General features: G+C 45.9%; 11 protein-coding genes and 1 pseudogene. 4 read left to right on the top strand and 8 right to left on the bottom strand.

Annotated features, from left to right (window positions below):
* Positions 1-494 precede the first annotated feature (494 nt).
* From MA_RS28380 to MA_RS04420, 3 genes are all read left to right on the top strand, one after another.
* Positions 495-7322: a PKD domain-containing protein gene (locus MA_RS28380; protein ID WP_011020894.1), complete on the top strand. Its 6828-nt coding sequence runs from the start codon at positions 495-497 to the stop codon at positions 7320-7322.
* Between the two features lie 562 nt (positions 7323-7884).
* The gene (locus tag MA_RS04425) at positions 7885-9576 is read left to right on the top strand and encodes a methylamine methyltransferase corrinoid protein reductive activase (protein WP_011020893.1); all 1692 of its coding nucleotides are present in this window, start codon (positions 7885-7887) and stop codon (positions 9574-9576) included.
* Complete coding sequence (locus MA_RS04420) at positions 9536-10078, top strand: DUF6951 family protein (RefSeq protein ID WP_011020892.1); 543 nt, start codon at positions 9536-9538, stop codon at positions 10076-10078. Before MA_RS04425 ends, MA_RS04420 begins: the two co-directional genes overlap by 41 nt.
* A gap of 230 nt (positions 10079-10308) precedes the next feature.
* On the opposite strand, the gene MA_RS04415 is transcribed toward MA_RS04420, so the two are convergent.
* The 8 genes from MA_RS04415 to MA_RS04380 all read right to left on the bottom strand — a co-directional run bounded on the left by MA_RS04415 (position 10309) and on the right by MA_RS04380 (position 19689).
* Positions 10309-11385 (bottom strand): uroporphyrinogen decarboxylase family protein, encoded by a 1077-nt coding sequence (locus MA_RS04415; RefSeq protein WP_048064979.1) that lies wholly within the window; start codon positions 11383-11385, stop codon positions 10309-10311.
* A 172-nt stretch (positions 11386-11557) separates the two neighbouring features.
* On the bottom strand, positions 11558-12322 hold the full coding sequence (locus MA_RS04410; RefSeq protein WP_011020890.1) for an ABC transporter permease: 765 nt from the start codon (positions 12320-12322) through the stop codon (positions 11558-11560).
* Positions 12319-13311 (bottom strand): ATP-binding cassette domain-containing protein, encoded by a 993-nt coding sequence (locus tag MA_RS04405; RefSeq protein WP_048066146.1) that lies wholly within the window; start codon positions 13309-13311, stop codon positions 12319-12321. Before MA_RS04405 ends, MA_RS04410 begins: the two co-directional genes overlap by 4 nt.
* Before the next feature lie 161 nt (positions 13312-13472).
* Positions 13473-15194, bottom strand: coding sequence for a dipeptide ABC transporter ATP-binding protein (locus MA_RS04400; protein WP_011020888.1), 1722 nt, complete (start codon positions 15192-15194; stop codon positions 13473-13475).
* A 2-nt stretch (positions 15195-15196) separates the two neighbouring features.
* Entirely contained in the window at positions 15197-16135 is a 939-nt protein-coding gene (locus tag MA_RS04395; RefSeq protein WP_048064978.1) for an ABC transporter permease, read from the bottom strand.
* 13 nt (positions 16136-16148) lie between these two features.
* Complete coding sequence (locus MA_RS04390; protein ID WP_011020886.1) at positions 16149-17132, bottom strand: ABC transporter permease; 984 nt, start codon at positions 17130-17132, stop codon at positions 16149-16151.
* 27 nt (positions 17133-17159) lie between these two features.
* Positions 17160-18020 (bottom strand): class I SAM-dependent methyltransferase, encoded by an 861-nt coding sequence (locus MA_RS04385; protein ID WP_048064977.1) that lies wholly within the window; start codon positions 18018-18020, stop codon positions 17160-17162.
* The gene (locus MA_RS04380; RefSeq protein WP_011020884.1) at positions 17998-19689 is read right to left on the bottom strand and encodes an ABC transporter substrate-binding protein; all 1692 of its coding nucleotides are present in this window, start codon (positions 19687-19689) and stop codon (positions 17998-18000) included. The genes MA_RS04385 and MA_RS04380 overlap by 23 nt, the downstream gene beginning before the upstream one ends.
* A gap of 1036 nt (positions 19690-20725) precedes the next feature.
* Between MA_RS04380 and MA_RS04375 the strand changes: the two are divergent.
* Positions 20726-21190, top strand: a pseudogene (locus MA_RS04375) (transposase); the annotation flags it as partial.
* Between the last annotated feature and the right edge of the window lie 5 nt (positions 21191-21195).

Here is a 21195-nt window from a genome sequence, read left to right as displayed (position 1 = left end):
TTTTGCACCAAAAGGCTGCCTTAAATTTTGGCCTTATTACATGAAATCGATACCCAGTTCCAGTCCACAACACATTAAAATTATTGACAACTGTTGTGAGAATGAAGGCAATTTATCACGATTCCTCACTTAACCGAAGACGCATGAATTCGGATCAACTCCACAACATTGAATCGAATGTTGGAAGAATGAGAGAAAGCCGCGATACTTGAAAAGTTTCGTTCTTGACTTCCAAAATGAGTAATAAATTATATACAGTGACTTAAACTCAATAATTTGGGCTGATCTGAAAAACACAATATAACGCAGATCCAGGTTTTTTATATACACAGTAAATTTTTTTGTTTATTATTATTGGGAGATTCCCCCTTCAGACTAAAAAAGCTACAAAATAATTGTGATTCAATTCCGAACATCCCCTCAGATCCTGCTGAAAAAGACCACAATCAAGGGAGTTTCGGGCTAAAATTTCAGAAATGAGGAGTGAATGACAGATGAATAAAGGGATATTTCTAATTCTCTTTGCACTTATCTGCATAGTATTAATAGGACCTGCAGAAGCAAAGACCTGGTATGTAGACGATAGTGGCGAGGCAGATTTTACAGACATACAAACTGCTGTCAACAGCGCTTCTTCCGGAGATACGATCTTTGTTTACAGCGGAACATATAGCGGTTTTTATGTAAATATACCATACTTAAGCATCATAGGAGAAGGGGCTGATGTCGTAACAGTGGGTAGTAGCATATATCTACCTGAAGGATCTAGTGCATGGCAGAATGCAACTGGAACTGTACTTCAAGAAATGAAAATAACGGCTTCCCCGATGATTGGTTATAGTTCACTTGGCACTGTTTCAGATATAACTATAAGAGATTGTACATTTGAAGGAATAAGCTCGTCGATTGCAGTATATTTAAGGTCAACAAATCGCGTTGTTTTCGAAAATAATGTGATCTCAAATTGTACAGGAAATAATGCCTTAGTTGCAAAAGGAGATTCATGCATCATTACAAATAATTCAATTCAAAATAATAAAAATGCATATGCAATTGTTTTTTATCAAGCAACTAATACCACGGTTAAGAACAACCACATCGAATCAAATAATATTGGCTTTTATTTCAATAATGCAGGAAATGAAAACAAAATATATTTAAACAGTTTATCCAACAATTCACAAAGTGTGAAGGTTGCAGGGACAGTTCCTTCCATCACCTACTGGTCTTCTCCAGATCAAATCCTCTACACCTTTAACAGCACGACCTACACCGGCTACATGGGTAACTACTGGTCCGACTACACAGGTACAGACGCCAACGGTGATGGAATAGGGGACGATCCGTACGTCTTACCTGACAGCTTAGAAGCCGATAACTACCCCCTGATGCAGCCTTTTGAAAACTACTTTGGCGGTAGCGATCCTGTTGTCCCCGTTGCTGCATTCACAGCATCACCGACATCTGGAGATGCCCCGCTGGCAGTAAACTTTACCGATACATCAACCGGGTCTCCGACTTCATGGTTCTGGGACTTCGGCGATGGGGACGACACGAACTCGACCGTGCAGAACCCATTCCATGTTTACACATCATCCGGAATCTACAACGTGACCCTCACTGTGACAAACGATGAGGGCAGCGACACCGAGACGAAGACTGGTTACATCACCGTAACTTCAGGAGGGACAAACAGCGGACTTGCCGATTCGGCGTGGCCGAAATACGGGTATGATCTCAGCAACACCGGGCAGTCCCCGTATGCCGGGCCGCAGACAAATAATGTTATCTGGACATTAGATGTGGGAGGGTCCTACCGTGCGGTTAGTCCGTCGATAGGAGCAGACGGGATCATCTACGTGGGAAGTCAGTTTGACCACAAATTATATGCACTATACCCGGACGGAACTGAGAAATGGAGTTACTCAGGCAGCACATACTTCAGTTCGCCGACAATAGGGTCGAACGGGACTATTTATGTGGGCAGTATGGACTCTAACCTGTATGCGTTAAATCCTGATGGAACTCTTAAATGGAGTTTTGCCACCGGGGGTGAAATATATGCGGCTCCTGCAATAGGATCTGACGGTACGATCTACATTGGAAGTAATGACGATAAATTATATGCATTAAATCCTGACGGGACTGAAAAATGGAATTATACCGCCGGCAATGACTTTAGATATGGATCGCCTGCAATAGGACCTGACGGCACCGTCTATGCTGGTAACATGGATAATAATGTATATGCTCTGAATCCTGACGGTACCCTCAAGTGGAGTTACACAACCGGAGGATATGTACTCAGCGGTCCTGCAATAGGATCTGATGGTACTATCTTCGCAGGATGTTATGATTATAATGTATATGCATTAAATCCTGACGGTACCCTCAAGTGGAGTTACACAACTGGAGGGCATATTTTCAACATTCCTGCAATAGGATCTGACGGCACCATCTACATTGGATGTCAGGACAAAAACTTATATGCGTTAAACCCAGACGGAACTGAAAAATGGAAATATCTGCTATCTAATAGTGTAACCTACAGTTCGCCAGTGATAGGATCTGACGGTACCATTTACTTGGGAGTGAGAAACTCGGTAGGTAACTATTTCCATGCGATAAACCCTGACGGAACTGAAAAATGGAAATATCTGACAGGTAGTACTATTCAGAGTCCGTCGGTGATAGGATCTGACGGAACCCTCTATGTGGTAATGGATAATCGATTACTCTATGCCTTCAGGGATACCGAAGCGGAACCGTCCGTCGCAGACTTCAGTGCAGATCTGACATCCGGGACCACTCCTCTGACCGTCCAGTTCACCGATCTGTCAGAAAATTCGCCACTTGCGTGGACCTGGGACTTTGGTGACGGAGACGACACCAACTCATCAAAACAGAATCCGGTACATACCTACACGGCAGCCGGCACCTACACCGTAACCCTCACTGCGATAAACAGTGGCGGCAAAGGCACGGAGTCGAAGGTCGGGTACATCACCGTTACGGACGCTGTTCCTCCCGTAGCGGAATTCAGTGCAGAGCCCACCTCCGGTGAAATCCCCCTGACAGTCCGGTTCACTGATGAATCGACGGGTTATCCGACCGAATGGTTCTGGGACTTCGGCGACGGTGACGATACCAATGCAACCGTGCAGAACCCGGTACATACCTACGCCGAAGTCGGCACATACACCGTAACCCTCACCGCGACAAACAGTGTCGGCAATGATACAGAGTCGAAGACCAGCTACATTACCACTACATGCTTTGCTCCCGTAGCGGACTTCAGCGCGGAACCCACCTCCGGGAAAGTTCCCTTGACCGTTCATTTCACCGATGAATCTGCCAACAATCCGACTTCATGGTCCTGGGACTTCGGCGACGGTGACGATACTAACTCAACCTTACAGAATCCGGTACATACCTACGCCGAAATCGGCATCTACAACGTGACCCTCACCGCGACAAACACTGCCGGCAATGGTACGGAGTCAAAGACCGGCTATATCACCGTTGCAGACACTGTGCCCATAGCACACTTCAGCGCCGAACCGACCTGCGGGGAAGTCCCCCTGACCGTCCAGTTCACCGATCTCTCTGAAAATTTCCCGGCCTCATGGTCCTGGGACTTCGGCGACGGTGACGATACTAACTCAACCTTACAGAATCCGGTACATACCTACGCCGAAATCGGCATCTACAACGTGATCCTCACCGCGACAAACACTGCCGGCAATGGTACGGAGTCGAAGACCGGTTACATCACCGTTGTAACTACGCCCGTAGCAAACTTCAGCGGGGAACCGACCTCCGGGAAAGTCCCCCTGACCGCCCAGTTCACCGACCTCTCGGAGAATTTCCCGGATTCATGGTCCTGGGACTTCGGCGACGGTGACGATACCAATGCAACCATGCAGAACCCTGTACACACCTACATTGCGTCCGGCACCTACACCGTAAACCTCACCGTGACAAACGATGCCGGCAACGACACCGAGGAGAAGACCGGCTACATCACCGTTGAGAGCCTTGTTCCGGGAGAAGATGCACCCGTCTCTTCCTTCACCACCAACTCATCGTCAGGCAGGGTTCCCTTCATCGTGCAGTTCACAAACACCTCGACAGGCAACGTGACCGGCTTATCATGGGACTTCGGCGACGGGGAAACTTCAACCGAGAAGAATCCAGTCCACACATATGTCACTCAGGGAACCCACACTGCCACCCTTGCAGCCACCGGGCCGGGCGGGACCACGAAGGCGACCGAGACGATGGAGGTGGCCGCACCGCTCAACACGGGTAGCTATGACGGAGGATCACCGCTGCTCACCGTGCAGGAGGGCAATGTCTCCGGCGGGCTGTGGTATGATTCATATCCCGGTTTTGATACTTATGCCGAAAAGACATTCACACTGCCCGACCACACGGCGATCAAATGGGCGAGACTCTATGCTGACGTCTACTGCGGGCTAATGGATGGCAATAAATCCTTTTCGATGACGATAGACATCGACGGTGACGGTGACGGGACCTATGAACTGCAAAAATACGATGCCGCAAGCATCGGATACTCCGGCACTCCGGTATGGGTGAACGACCACGTGAACAGGGTGACTAGCGACTACTTCATGTGGTACGACCTGACCGATGACATAACGGGAAATGAAGTGAATATCAAAGCTACAGGCGGTGGCGATGACGGCAGGATCAAACATGTCACCCTTGTCGTTGCATATGACGACGGGGATAAGGACGAGATTCATTACTGGGTGAACCAGGGGCACGATACCGCCAACTATGATAGTTATATAGGCTCAACCGAATTCGGCACGTCCGCACTCTCTGACGATCCCAATGCCGTGAACCTTTCCTCCATATACTGTGCGAGCGTCGACGGCGTATACACATTCGACGGGGAGTCACTTGCATCCGGGGGACCGGCGATTAGTGGTGGATACTTCGGATACAACGACTGGGGTGTAACTGAATACTTCAATTCAGGACAGGACAGCACACTTACATATGCCAATACCGGTGGCGGTTATTACAAGATCCAGGTTGCACTCCTGACCGCATCCAATATAAGTTCATCCGGCAGTAACGCACCGGTCGCGGCGTTCAGCGCAACTCCCACATCCGGTCACACGCCTTTGACAGTACAGTTCACGGACGAATCCAGCAATTCACCGACCTCTTGGTCGTGGGACTTCAACGGCAACGGTACGGTTGACAGCACGGAGCAGAGTCCGTCCTATCTCTATACAGTAGCCGGTACCTACACCGTGAACCTTACCGTGACTAATGGGGACGGCAGCGATTCAGAGGTGAAGAGTGATTATATAACTGTTACAGCTCCTCCAGCCAGCGGACCTGAGTGGACCTTGAACTCTAACTGGAATACCCCTGATATAGGTAAATATTCCTCTCCGGCTTTTGCCGATATTGACAGTGACGGCGACTACGACCTTATGATCGGTGCATATGACGGAGTTACATATTGTTATGAGAATACCGGGTCTTCGGGCAGCCCTGAGTGGACTTTAAACTCTAACTGGAATGCGCCTGCTGTAGGTTTTGTTATTTCCTCCCCGGCTCTGGCCGACCTTGACGGTGACGGCGACTATGACCTTATGATCGGTGCATATGATGCAGTTACCTATGGTTATGAGAATACTGGGACTTCAGGTAGTCCCGTGTGGACTGCGAACACTTCCTGGAATGCGCCTTATATAGGTTCTATTACTGCATCACCGGCTTTGACTGACCTTGACGGTGACGGCGACTTTGACCTTCTGATAGGTAGTAAGAGTGGAGTTACCTATGGTTATGAGAATACCGGGTCTTCGGACAGCCCTGAGTGGACTTTGAACTCTAACTGGAATGCGCCTGCTGTAGATACATATTCCTCCCCGGCTCTGGCCGACCTTGACGGTGACGGCGACTACGACCTTCTGATAGGTAGTATGAGTGGAGTAACCTATGGTTATGAGAACATCGGGTCTTCGGGCAGCCCGGAGTGGACCTTGTACTCTAACTGGAATGCCCCTGATGCAGGAGCTAAAACCTCACCGGCTCTGGCCGACCTTGACGGTGATGGCGATTATGATCTTATGATCGGTGAATCTACAGGAGTTACATATGGCTATGAGAATACCGAAACCACAGGCGTTACAGTTCCTGTCGCCGGGTTCTCGGCATCGCCGACCTCCGGCACCGCCCCGCTGATGGTCCAGTTCACCGATAACTCCACCGGTTCTCCGACAGAATGGTCCTGGGACTTCGGCGACGGTGCGACCTCCAATGAATCGAGCCCCATGCATACTTATTCTGCAGCAGGTAACTATACCGTAAATCTGACTGTAGAAAATTCAGCTGGGACAGATTTCGAGGTGAAGACTGATTATATCACTGTATTGGAGCCCTCAACACCCGAACCCGTTGCTGCTTTCACCGCTGACGTAACGAATGGAGATGTACCTCTCACAGTTAACTTCACCGACCAATCCACAGGTTCACCGGCTTCGTGGCTCTGGGACTTCGGGGACGGAGCTACTTCAACGGAACAGAATCCAGTGCACACGTATGCTTCAGCCGGAAGTTACACCGTAAATCTGACTGTGGAAAATGGTGCCGGGACAGACTTTGAGTTGAAATCGGATTACATCGAAGTTTCCAAAGCTTCCGGGTCAACTGTTACTCTCTATTTCGACCCTGCAAGTTCCTCAGTTTCAGAAAACGAATCTACTGAAATAAGTATCATTGCCAGTAATTTCCCTGCAGGTTTTTCAGGCTACAACCTGACCGTTGCTCTCGACAACCCGGCTGTCGCCGAGATAGTTGATATAAAGTACCCTACCTGGGCACTGATTACTGAGAACTCTTCCCTGCCAGGGACTTCGATCTACCTGAAGACTGTTGACCTGGAAGATGCCATTAAGGAAGGGGCAGCAGATGTTGTGCTTGCCACTCTCACGGTTTCAGGAAAGGAGAAAGGATCTGCGAATCTTTCGATAGGGGTTAAACGTCTGGAGGAAGATTCCGGAGACACTATCGAACCAGCTCTCCTAGCAGGAACAATTGAAGTGACCCTTCTTTCTCCTCTTCCTGATCAGGAATATGCTCCAAAAGATCTCGACGGAGATGGACTCTATGAAGACCTTACCGGAAACGGGGAGTTCAGTTTCGTAGACATAGTGGCTTATTTCCACAATATGGACTGGATAGAGGAAAACATGCCGGTGGAGTACTTCGACTTCAACGGAAACGGAAGGATAGACTTTGATGATGTTGTGGACATGTTTGCAATGATTTGATTGAGGAAAAAAGAAGGAAAAACATGGGAAAAATGATAAAATGAAGGGGAATTGAGAAAAACATTGAGATAAATTTTCTCAAATTTCCCACAACTTTTTCTTTCATTTATTTGAAAAACATTTACTCCTGTCGAGAAATCCTGAATACTGTCTTCTTTTATTACGTTCCGGTTGTACCTGACGAATGATACTGCAGAGATTTTTGAAGAGAAAAAAGCTATTTTTCAGACAGTAATGGCACTTTCCTCAGTCCTCCTTCCCCTCTAATAATATCATAGCTTCTTTAAATCGATGCCCTTAAAAAATCAATGCCCCTTAAAAAATCAATGCCTTTACTGAAATCAAGCCCCTTTACGATAAGCTGCGAATTATGTTATATACATTTAAGCCCAAATTTAGATAAAAAAGATTGAATAACAGTGATGAAGCTGCGCAGCCAATTTCACTGCCTGAAGTTAACCCGGTATATGGTATTCCGATATACGGTATCCTGATGTGGACAGGATAGAGAGGGTATTTTTTTTTCTTAATTTTCAACAACTGCTGCAAGTGGAGTATAAAAATGTACGGGATCGCACTTGATCTGGGTACCAGCGGCTTTCGAGCGCAGCTCATAGACCTGGAAACAAAAAAAGTTGTAAGAACTGCCATGACGATGAGGCACCCCCTGCCAGGGGGCAATGTGATCGACCACCTGGACTTCGCACTGGAAGTCGGGGAAGATATTGCAAACAGCATCATACTGGACGCTGTAAGCAAGATTATTGCGACCTTTGGGGTAGACCCGACCTGCATTCGGAAACTTGTTGTATGCGGGAACCCTATCCAGCTTTCGCTTTTCCAGAACTCGGAGATCAGGGACCTGGCCTTTGCCGGAAAAAACATGCAGAGAAGGCTTGGAGTCGAAAATGTGGACCGGAGTGCCAAGGTCTTTCCGGCATCCGATCTTTTCAGGGGGGTCCTGAACCTTCCTAACTGCGAAATAACCGTGCCTCCGGCTATTGCCCATGAGATCGGAGCCGATGCCCTCGCGATGATGATCGAAACCGATTTCCTGAACCGGAAAGAGGTCTCCATTGTCACCGACTACGGGACGAATGCGGAAATGGCAATAAAAACAGGCGACAGAATTATCACAGGCAGTGCGGCTGCAGGCCCGGCCATCGAGGGACAGGGTATCAGCTGCGGAATGATTGCAAGCCCGGGTGCGATTTCCGACGTGAATCTTGAAAAGAAACGTATAGAAAAGGATATAGAAAAGGACTGCTGGCGGCTTACGGTCCTGGACGAAAAGATGGAAGGAAGACCCGGAGCCCTAATCGATCCTGTTACCGGCGAGACTGTGGAAAGAGGAGAAATCGAAGCTGTGGGAATTACCGGGACCGGGGTAATTGCAGTTATTGCGCTTGCAATGGAAACGGGGCTTATGGAACAACCTCCGAAACTGCCCGACGGACGGCTGATCCTTGGAAACGGGATAGAGATTACAGACGCAGATATTGCCGAAGCCGGAAAAGCCATAGGGGCAATCCGGGCAGCTCAGCTCACTCTGCTGCTTGAAGCTGGAGTGCCTTTTGAGGAACTGGAAAACGTCTATATGTCAGGAGCTTCCGGGACATATGTGGACTGCAGGAAAGCCAGAAAAATAGGTTCCTGTCCGGATTTCTCAAAGAAGGCGGTTCAGTTCGGGAACACTTCTATCGCGCTTGCACGCGAACTTCTCCTTGACGAGTCCAGGCTCGGGGAGGTTATTGCCCTTGCAAGGACAATAAAAGCCGACCACCTGATGATGGCCACCAGCGAAACCTTCAAGAACATCTACACATGCGAGCTTTCCTACTGGACCGAAGGCATGAGCCTGAAGTTGTACAAAAAGTTTTTTAAGATGTACAAATATCCGCCTCTCCCTGGACCGGTAGAAAATGCGGTGATGGAAAAGCGGGCCTCAAAGGATATCGAGGAAACCGGAAACGTGCCCGTTGAGATCGTGGAAGACGTGGGAATTACCATAGAGGTGCCTGTGGAAGGCTGTATCCAGTGCAGCCGCTGTAACGAAGAGTGCCCGGAAAATGCCCTTGTGACCATCGAGAAAAACGGGAGCTTCTTTGCAAGCTGCAGGACTCAGGACTGCCTGGGAACGAGCTGCAGACGCTGTGTCCGAGCCTGCCCGATAAAAGCTATAGACTTCAAGAATATCGCAATTCAAAACACGAGTGGGCTTCAGAAAGGCAGCATCACCGGCGGGGTCTACTGAGGGGGGAGAATCCCTGAAAACAGACAAAATGGCAGGGGCTCTGGAAATGATAAAAATACGTGTATCTTCCTGCATGTGCGGTTTTTGCCATACGGTAACGGGAAGGGTGAAAGGAGGCAGAATCATCGTAAAGATCGATACCCCCTGCGAGAAATTCCGGGAACTCACCTGCCTGGAATTCCCTCTTCGGGAACTGCCCGAGAACCAGAGCGAACTCACCCTTGAGCTGGAAAGACAAACGGATTGCTCCTTTGAGTGCACCAGGGAATGCGCCCTGGACTGCACACGGGGATGCCTTATTCCCAATGCAGTGCTTAACGCAGTCAGTATAGGAAAGAATCTTGCAAAAAAGAAGCTTGCAGAAACAGAAATTGTGGAAGTGGAAATTGCAGGATCAGAGCTTGCAGGATCAGAACTTGCAGAAGCAGAATTTACAGAAATGGAACTTGTAAAAATACCTTTTCTTGAGCTTGCAACATATACCACTTCAGAGTTCCAGTGACTGCTGCTCAGGGTTTAAAAAAGGCTGAAGGAGAAAATAAAAGACGAAAATGGAAACCACTTACAGAGTCCCGGTAATCTTTTATTCCCTTTCTTCTTTAATATTCAGGATATGGGGGAATTTTACTTTCTAAACCCCTTTTTTAATTCGAAACGTTTTAGTGTTACTTCCACTTATCCTGTGAGGATATTTCAAGACTTCTCAAGCACGCGGTTCAAGTTCTGCTTTCTTCATTCGTATCTACCGTATTTTTCTGCTGCATCTACCATTGCCATCACTTTTACAGGAGCAGCATTGACCGGAAACTCGCAACCGGGTGAAAGAACATACCCGGAAGGAGAATTAATTCCTTCTTCGATATTACGCCTGCATATTTCCAGGAGTTCTTCATATGAATTTGTGAGGAAAAGCGGAGGATTGATATTGCCACAGATAACATCGTGGTCGCCAAAAGCTTTGATCTGATCTTTAATAGGCGTTTCCGGTCCGAAGAGCCATAAATATTTACCAGCCCAATTCATCTCTTCCCTTAACTTTACATAGTAGGGGATATTCAGGTTCTGATTAGCACACGGGTGCATAAGCACGGCATGTATGCCCAGTTCTTTTACACGGGTATGAACTTTTTTCATATACGGGTATGCAAACTCCTCAAACATCTGCGGGGAAATCATATTATTTGATTCGGACGGCCCTCCATCAAAAGGAAGCAGGCTTTCGGAACCGTACTTATCTGCAAAATAATCCAGAGCATTGACAAACATCTCACTTACTTTATCAAGCAAGCGGTGGACAGCTTTTGGTTCCATAATGAGCCAGGCCAGGAATTCGGATGTATCCGCAACAACCGAAGCTGCAGTAAAAATACTGCCGATTTGCACGGTAGCTGGCATTCCAAGCTCAACACACCTGGTTGCGACTCTATCTGCAATTTTGTATGCGCCGGGTAATTCCCTGCCAAAATCCGGGACTTCGAGTTTGTCTATATCTTCAATAGTTTCTACAGGATGCTTTTTTACATAAGGCGCACCCTGCCCTTTTCCGTAAGGAAAACCTATCTCTCCTCCGAATTCCCACGCTCCGCACGAGGCATACCCATACATAGGAGTTTGCTCATAACCGTGAAGCCGCATGGATGCAAACTGCGCCTCAAAACATTTGTCCCCGTCCGCGTAAAAATCTCCAAGAGATATGCCTGTAATTTGCGCAGCATACCCCTCTATAAACGGGACCACTGGTATACGATCAGGTTTTTGGCCCGATATAACAGCTGCCATACGTTCCGGTGATGTCATTCTGGATGCCATTGAAATTATTCCTCCACTATTTATTTTTTTTAAAAATATGTAACTTAGAACATAAATATATGCCGAAATAGTAACAAGTCGAACAAGAAGACCAAAAGATCTCATCTAGCCGACGTAAAATTCGGAGAGCAGGAAAGAAAATCCATATCCTTCCGTTTTAAAACAAAAAAGATTATATCGTCTCTGCCCTCCGGAAGAAATAACCACTGGCGCAGACCATCAGAACCGACAGTGTAAAAAGAATGGAGATATCCAGAACAATTGAGAATTCACAGTGACCGATCAACACTCCCCTCAGAGCATCCACACCGTATGTCAGCGGATCGAAATAAGATAGAATCCTTATCGAAGCCGGCAAATTTGAAACCGGAAATAAAGCCCCGGATAAAAGAAACAGAGGGAACGCAATAAAATTAATAACCGTACTGAACCCGTGAAAATCCTTCAGTACGGAGGACAAAATCAAGCCTATATTTATAAAGATCATCGATATAAGAACCATTATCACGAAAGAGGACAGGATCGCAGGAAGAAAAGGCAGCTTAAAACCAAGTAATACCGACATCATCATAATAATAAGGGCCTGAATGAGCGATGTGGTTGCACTTCCGGAGATCATCCCGAGGACAATAGAGATTCTACTTGCAGGAGTCACCATAACCTCTTTTAAAAATCCGAACTGCTTGTCCATTATGACACTCATACCTGCATAAGCGGCCGTAAAGAGAAGGGTCATCCCGATAATACCCGGCACAAGATACTGAAAATATCCTATCGATTCGGGCAGGCCCGGAAATTCTACTTTTCTAAAGCCCATACCCTGAAAGATCAGCATAAAAGCCGGCATGCCAATAGCACCCGCTATCCTGGACCTTGCCCTGAAATACTTAATCATTTCACGCCGCCAGAGGACATATACAACTCTTCCCTGAATCATCGGAGCATCCTCCTTCTCATCCGGTCCCGCCGGGCTGACTGTCTGCTGCCTTCCTGTTCCCGTATTATCGAACCTGTCAGGCGGAGAAAAACATCTTCAAGACTCGGTTTACTGAAGTTTATTGAACTTATTCCGACCCCCAGACTGCCGGCGGTCTGAAAAATATAAGGAATATTTGTTCCATAATCCGATAGAATAACATCAAGCGTTTTTCCGTTAGGGACAATTTCCCTTACCCATTCCTTCTCCCCAAGGGCAGCCGCAATGAGCTCAACCCTCCCCTCAACAGTCAGGCTAACACAATCCCCCCGAAGGCAGTTCTTCAGACCTGCCGGGGTATCAAGCGCGATTATCTTTCCATGGTCAATTATCGCAATGCGGTCGCAGAGGAAATCAGCCTCTTCCATATAATGAGTAGTCAGAATGACACAGGTCCCGTAATTTCGGTTCAGCTTTCTGATGTGCTCCCATATCGATCTCCGGGTCTGTGCATCAAGCCCGAGAGTAGGCTCGTCAAGAAACAAGACTTTCGGATAATGAATAAGCCCCCTTGCAATTTCAAGCCGTCTCTTCATCCCGCCTGAATAATTTTCAACAAGGATATCAGCTTTATCAGCCAGCCCCACAACATCAAGCACTTCCCGGATTCTTTTTTTCCGCTCATCCGAACCGATGTTATACATCATGGCGTGAAACTCAAGATTTTCCATCCCTGTAAGCCCTATATCGAGCGAAGGGTCCTGAAATATTATTCCGATATTATTCCTGATCTCATGAGGATCTCTTCTAAGGTCATATCCTGAGATTTCAGCATCACCTGCCGTAGGAAGGAGAAGAGTGGTCAGCATATTGATTATAGTCGTCTTTCCCGCCCCGTTAGGGCCTAAAAGCCCGAAAAGCTCACCGGGCTCAACCGAGAATGAGACGCCGTCTACGGCAGTAAATTCTCCGAACTTTTTTGTCAGCTCTTTAACTATTATTGCGCTCATATCAAACAAGACCTTCAAACCTGAACAGAACCTTCAAACCTGAACAGAACCTTCAAACCTAGATTTTGAACAATTATTAGAAATTCACATATCAAAAACTCACCTTTCATTGACAAAAATAAACAGTGAAAATTCATAAATTGTAAAAAAATCTATAATGTTTAATGAGTATGACAGCACAGTCCTATTCTTGAACCAACAAGCCTTTTTGTATACTCATCCGAGGGTGAAAGCATTACATCATGGGAATTACCCACCTCTACGATCTTTCCGGAATTCATAACGGCTATTCTGTCAGCAATCTTCAGGGTGAGGGAGAGGTCATGTGAAATGTATATCATTGCAAACCCTCTCCTGTTCTGAAGGCCCTTCAAAAGACGCAATACATTTGCAGAGGTTGAAACATCCAGGGCCGAAGTTATCTCATCGGCAATAAGGAGTTTTGGTTCCATAACCATTGCTCTGGCAAGTGCAACCCTCTGCCTCTGCCCACCGCTCAATTCCCCGCAATATTTGCTAAGGAAATTATCAGTGTTTGGGAGGCGAACAAGTTCAAGGGCATTTTTAACCATTTGCAGCCTATCTCCATTGGACCCTATCTTATTGATATCAAGAGGCTCTTTGACTGCATCAAGCACGGTAAACCTGCTGCTGGTAGAACTGAAAGGATCCTGGAATACAATTTGAATGCCATTGAACCTGTTTCCATAGTTTCCCCCACTGACATTCCCGTCCATAAACAGTACCTCTCCGCACTCGGGCCTTATTACGTTTGCAAGGATATGTGCCAGGGTTGACTTACCCGAACCGGTCTGACCGACAAGTGCAAGAACTTCACCCTCTCTTACCTCCAGACTGACATTATCAACTGCCTGAAGATATTCGCCATCCGGAAGACGATACCTGAAATTCAGGTTTTTTGCCTCCAGAAGATCTGCTATGCCACCTCTATGGCATGCAATTTCCCGCCCGCCTCCGACAGGTGCCAGGACCGGGGGAGCTTTACTGCAAACATCGATTTTTTGTGTGCATCTCGGGCTGAAAGGACAGCCCTTAAACCCGTCCCCTGCCGGGATATCCCCGGGAATTCCCCATAAATCTTTATAAACAAAAATATCAGGGGTAGAATGGACAAGCCCTCTTGTATAGGGATGACGGGGAGATACGAGAATATCCCTTACAGGGCCGGTTTCAACAACCCTTCCGGAATACATAACAACAATCCTGGACGCCACCGAAGACACAAAAGTGATATCATGAGAGATCATTAACATCGTATACCCGTTCTTCTTCTGAAGGTCGACAAGAAGGTCCCTGATCTCCTTTCGGGTAAATGCGTCAAGGGCGGAAGTAACTTCATCAAGGATCAGTAATTTCGGATTGCATGAAAGGGCCATTGCCAGAAGAACCCTCTGTCTCATGCCCCCGGAGAGCTGGTGAGGATATGAATCCATCCATTTAGGGTCGAGGCCAACAGTTCGGAAGAGATCGGCACATTTACTCCTGGCTTTTTCAGGGCTGAGATCAAGATGCCTGATCATTGGTTCCGTTACCTGAATACCTACTTTCATAACAGGGTTCATAACCTCCAGACCGTTTTGAAAAACTATTGCGATATCTTTCCACCTGAGTTTATCCATCCCGGCTTCGGGCAGAGAAGAGATTAGCTCACCCCTGTACAGAATTTCCCCGGAAATGGCTGTATTTTCCGGCAAAAGCCCCATTATCCCGAGGGCAACAGTGGTCTTGCCACTACCTGATTCCCCGACAATGCCCAGAATTTCTCCTTCTTCGATTTCAAAAGAAATACCATCAACAGCCTTAACAGTATCAATGTCAGTCAGATAATGGCATTTAAGATCATTGATTTTAAGCAGACTCATAATCAGAACCCTTTTTTGATCTTTAATTTAGGATCAAGTATCCTTTCCATATCCCTGCTTATGAAAGCCAGACAGAGCAGGAGGAAAATGAGCATAAACAACGGAGGCAAGAGCCACCATTGCCAGTAAGGCGTAAAATATATCGAACGAAAACCGGTTGCATGATTAAGCATCATCCCCCAGCTCTTGGAAGTGGGGTCTCCAAGGCCCAGAAAGGCAAGGCCCGCTTCGGCTATGATTGCATGAGAGGATATGCCGATGACAAGTACAAACAGAACAGGCAAAACTTCAGGAAATATATGCTTCCGGAGAAGGTAAAATGGCGTTGCTCCGTAATTCCTGGCAGCAATAATGTAGTTGTTCTTCTTTAATGCCAGCGTCTGGGAACGTGCAATACGTGCGGGTTTTGCCCAGCTGAAAAGCACGAGTACAAAAATTACGTTAAGGATACTCGGTCCGAGAAAAGCGGATATTACAATAAGAAGAGGAAAACTCGGAAGGGCCATTGTCACATCGATTACTCGCATCAGGCCCTGGTCAATGTGCCCTCCCATATATCCGGCCAGTATTCCGATAGCTCCTCCCCCAAACCCAGACGCAAGGGCTACTGCAAGTCCTATTGTAAGGCTCATTCTTGCCCCGTAACATATCTGTGACCAGATATCCATCCCAAGTTCATCGGTTCCGAGAATGTGTCCGGGACCCGGAGGTTCAAGGGAATCCCCTGTGATCTTCTGGGGAGGATACATTGTTATCACAGGAGCAAAAACTGCCATTAAAATAATACAGAGAACGCCAAAGATCCCAATTTTACCTTCGGTACTGAACCTGGAGAACGGCCTGGCTACGCTGCTGACAATTTGGTTAATTCTGCTAATATTCAAAGCCTGAATAAAAGAGAGTATTCCGGCATTTCCAGAGGCAGCAATATCCTTTATCATATCCCAACTCCCATTATATCCCAACTCTCGGGTCAAGTTTTCCGTATATTTTGTCAACGAGCAGATTGCAGATAAGTATGGAAACTGCAATTACCAGGAGAATGCCCTGGATAAGAGGATAATCCCGGCCGACTACAGCACTTCGGAGTGTCATCCCTATGCCGGGATAAGAAAAAACACTCTCAACAAGCACAACCCCGCCCATCATTATGCCGATCATAAAACCTGTTCTTGTCACTACAGGAAGCAGGGCATTTCGGAGGGCATGCCGGATCCATACGGTTTTTTCCCCCAGCCCTTTGGCCCGGGCAGTCCGGATATAATCCTTGGTAGTCACTGTAATCAGGGTATTTCTGGTGAGCAGGTACACTCCGGTAAGCTGTGAAAGAGATAGGGTCACAATGGGCAGAAAGGCGTGGTACAGGATGTCCCAGGCCTGTTCTGCCGGGCCGTTATAGTCCATGAAGGGGGTAACAGCACCTGCGAGCGGGAAAAACCTTAGATATACACTGAAAACCAGAAGGAGGATCAGGCCGAGCAGAAATGAGGGGATTTCCGCAAAGGCAATCATACCCGTCATCATAAGTCTGTCACTCCCTTTTTTCCGGTTCTTTGCCGAAAGGGTTCCGAGAACCACCCCAGAGATTGTACTGATCACGGTTGCACCAACGACAATCAATACAGTCCAGGGGAGATGGAGCATAATTACATCACTGACAGGCATTTTGTAATAAATGCTCTTACCCAGGTCACCCGTCATCAGGTTTTTAATATATACCAGGAACTGTTCATGAAGCGGCCTGTCAAGGCCGTAATAGTTCAGGTAATAAAGCCGCTGCTCCTCTGTCATTACGATAATTTCTTCCCCTACCTCATCTGCTGAAGTGGTTGAGAACGGGTCTCCGGGCATCATCCTCGGAAGGAAAAAGTTTATGGCAAGAATTACAAAAAGGGTCGATAACAACCTGAAAATAAACGAATTCCTGTCCTTTACCATCCAATCATCTGCCCCTTTACCACCCGATCATCTGCCATTAAGTTCCCAGACCATCATCCCGGTATATACATCCGACTCGGAGCGGTAGGTTCCATCCGGAGAGGCATTCTGATAATAATCCATTATTTTTTCCTTTGTTTCGTCATCAAAATCCCGGCCTCTTCCAATGAACCCTATTGCCTGTTCTGCCGCTTCTTGCCAGTTTGTTTCGTCCTTCCATTCGGAATGGTTGATCCTGAGGGAGGGACTGTAGCCTGAGAGGTAGAGATACATGAATGGGTAAATTATGCCGTTCATGTTATTCTCGGACCTTTCCCCGAGTATAGAACTCCGGATATCACGATACGCCTTATCCTCAACTCTTCGAAGGAAGTTACTGTAATAACAGAGATTTTTTGAGCAAGCCATCATCATATTAAAGTTTTCAACATCCCTTATCCCGGGAGTCATGGAGGCAATTACAAGGTCGAATTTGTTCCGGAATCCAAGCTCATCTATGTCTGCCGTCCACCAGGAGCATTCAATGACATCCACCGGAAGAGACTCCTTTTTTACGGCATCTTTTAGTCTGTCGAGCATTCCGGATGAGATATCAAGTGCAGTCACCTCCGCTCCAAGCCGGGAAAGAGGAAGAGAAAGGGTACCGGGTCCGCACCCGATATCCAGGACTCTGGAACCTTCCGGATTAAAACCGGCTTCTTCAAGAAATTCGAGAATCTCATCGGTTCTCTTCTTTCTTTTATCTTTTTCAATGTTATTGGCATAATTCTCAGAACGTTTGTTCCAGAAATCTGCCATCCTGCCCTCATCCCGGATCAGCCCGTTTTCCGTGGCTTTTTTCCAGCATGCGATCAGATTATTAATATCATCTTTTTGCTGCAATTCCATCCCTCTCAAGGTACGAAAGAATACTGTGTGTTCTGGCATGGTGGTCATACATATTCATCCAGCCGTCATATTTTGAAATGCGCCATACATCATACGATGTAGTATAATAGAGCGGAATTGCGGGCACATCATTTGAAAGCACGGTCTGCATGTCGTATACTATTTCTTTCCGTTTATCGTCGTCCAGCTCCTGCAATTCCTGAGAACCAAGAGCATTCAGGGTATCATTGTGGTAACCAAATACTGCTGCACCTGATGAGACGCTTCCCGACTCTGTTGTATCACAGTACCTCGTACGGAGATAATCGGCATCTTTTCCCCAGCCGCCAAAGCCGCTGATCAGAAGTTCAAAGTCTCCGTTCTTCAGGTTGGTATCACGGGACTTGCTCTCCAGGGCTTTTACCTGAACGTCAACCCCCACTTCACTCAGCCTCTCTTTTATTAGTTCCCCTATACGGACCTCACCACTGCTAAGGGACAATACATATGACAGTTGTTCTCCGTTTTTATCACGTATTCCGTCCCCATCCGTATCAGTCCATCCGGCCTCTTCAAGCAGTGCTCCTGCCGTATCCGGATCATAGCTATATTCCGGCTGGTCGGGATTATACCAGATGTGATCTTCCGGGAGTATGCCCATTTCACCGGGTTTTCCTGCACCCCTTGCGATCTTTTCCACCAGTTCCCCACGGTCAATGGCATAAGCAAAGGCCTGCCTAATTTTGCTGTCATTAAGCTCCGGACATTCTTTCATGTTGAAGTAGAACTGGTAACCCCAGAAAGCCGGCTGCTGGACTACTCTTATATCAGAGTCTGATGTGAACCTGTCAAGAGTATCAGGGGATATGCTTGTGAAATCTATTTGCCCCTGTTCGAAAGCTATTAACGAATCACTGACCGGAATAAATTCAACGGTTTTAACTGCGGTCTCCGGCCCCCAGAAATCCTCGTTTGTTATAAAGCGGTATGTTCCGTGCTCCTTATTGTATTCACCAAGAAGGAATGGGCCGGTACCGGTCACTGCCTCAGGATCAAGGAAACTGAAAGGATCCGAGACATTTTCGTATATATGCTCAGGTATGATCTTAAAGCTCGTAAGCTTGTAAAGGAATGTTGAAACAGGCTGCTTCAGTACGAATTTGACAGTGTTTGAGTCCACAACCTGAACGTTATCTATAACCCCGGACTCAATTCCACCGGAGATAGGTACATTTTCCTGCTCATAATCAAAAGTAAATTTAACATCGTTTGCCGTGAAAGGTTCCCCATCGCTCCAGGTGACGCCCTGGCGGAGATGAAATGTATATTCCGTTCCATCTTCACTGACATCCCAGCTTTCACCCAGCCAGGGAATTATACCGACTTCATCTCTTTCTAACAGACTGTCAAAGATCATTCCAACTTTTGATGAGCCAGGACCTCTCGGATATATCGTAAATGGCTGAGGATAGCCATAATCCCCACCGCTAAGATAAGCAACATCCGTATGCTGTGATCCTTCAGCAGTATTCTCAGCCAGTGCTTCTTCAGCCAATGTTTCTTCAGCTAGCATCCCCTTAGCCGAGGTCTCTTCGGCCTGGGAACCGTCCTGACTAACGCAGCCTGCCGTCATTAAGATCAGGGCTGTCAGGAAAACAGAAAATAATACTAATAATTTTTTTTTCTCCATTACAGAACACCTTTTTTGTGAATTACCCTACTTATAACCTGATAATCTGAGTAAAGAAGATTAACAACACACAAAGGTATTACATAGAAATATAAAAGTATTACTAAACGTATTTGGACTGAAAAATAGATCAAATCATATCGCAAAACTCAAAATAATCTGCCAATATTTTCTTAAAAATTCTGTTTCCAATCATATTATTTATATATATCAGCACCAGTAGATGAGATATTATAAATTTTAATAGAGAATATAGTCTACTTTTTTCTTAATCTTCTGAGATCGAATTTTACTGTGTCCTTAATGCGTCCATGTATCTTTTCACATTTAACTCTCTTTTTGTGCTGTTCATCGAATGCTTCATCTCTTATGTTTTGGTTTTTCAGGTACATTCCAACTTGTTCTTTCCCCATTTTCGCACAGAAATTTTATTTGTTTTTTATTATTATGGACATCTCTGTCTATATTCAATAGTTGTTAACCCGTGATCGACTCTCTTCTTGTTACCTTCTTCATTGATTACAGAGTTTGAAGAATAAGAAAACGTCTTAAAATTCGAACCATTTCCACATTTGGATGATTGGTACTGTTAACTTTAAATTCAGACCCGCAACTTTCCCGAAATTTAGCTACACATTGACCTGAAGTTTTCCCGTATGAATTACATGATTTGAACATAAAATCAAAGACAGTAAACATTATGATTTGAATTTGCACTTTAGATATTTAACGGTTTAATGCTTCCTTTTTTCAGTTCAAGTGTATGAGTCCTATCCAAAATCATAGAACCAAATTTAATTTTAAAACACGCTCTAAGAGATAACAAGTTTTGCATTCAGGTTATAATTGATATCAGAATAGATAAGGAATGAATCATGATCTCCATCTGCTGAGTATAATTCAAGATCAGCATTTATCTCCATTCCTTAGCACGAAACCAAAAAAAGTGATAAAATATATTTTGTATGAAATACTAGTACATCGATTCCAAATTTATTATGTAAATTAACATATAATTAGTTTTATATTTTTATGTATGGCTCGCATAAGTCGTCGTCCCAAATTATCACTTACACATGAAGAAATAAAATATTTGGAAAAACTAAGCCACTCTAGAAGTGAACCTGCAAGTCTTGTTCAAAGAGCTAAAATTGTGCTTTTAAGCTTTGAGGGAATAAACGATACAGAAATCTCTCGGCAACTAAACGTTGCTTATAATACCGTAAGATCTCGAATACAAAGAGTTCTGGATTTTGGGGTCATAGAAGGCCTGAAGGATAAAACAGGAGCTGGAAGACCAAGGACAATTACAGATGAATCCCGTGTATGGCTGATCAAGGTTGCATGTATGAAACCAAAGGACTTTGGGTATCCGCATGAAATCTGGACACAGAGACTCTTAACTAAATATGTACAGGAAAACTGTATCAAGGAAGGATATCCGGAATTATCAAAGATCAGCCAGGGAACCATTTCAAAAATCTTGAATGCAAGTAACATAAATAC

The sequence above is a fragment of the Methanosarcina acetivorans C2A genome (assembly GCF_000007345.1).
Taxonomy (GTDB): Archaea; Halobacteriota; Methanosarcinia; order Methanosarcinales; family Methanosarcinaceae; genus Methanosarcina; species Methanosarcina acetivorans.
This window is presented reverse-complemented; position numbering and strand designations above follow the sequence as displayed.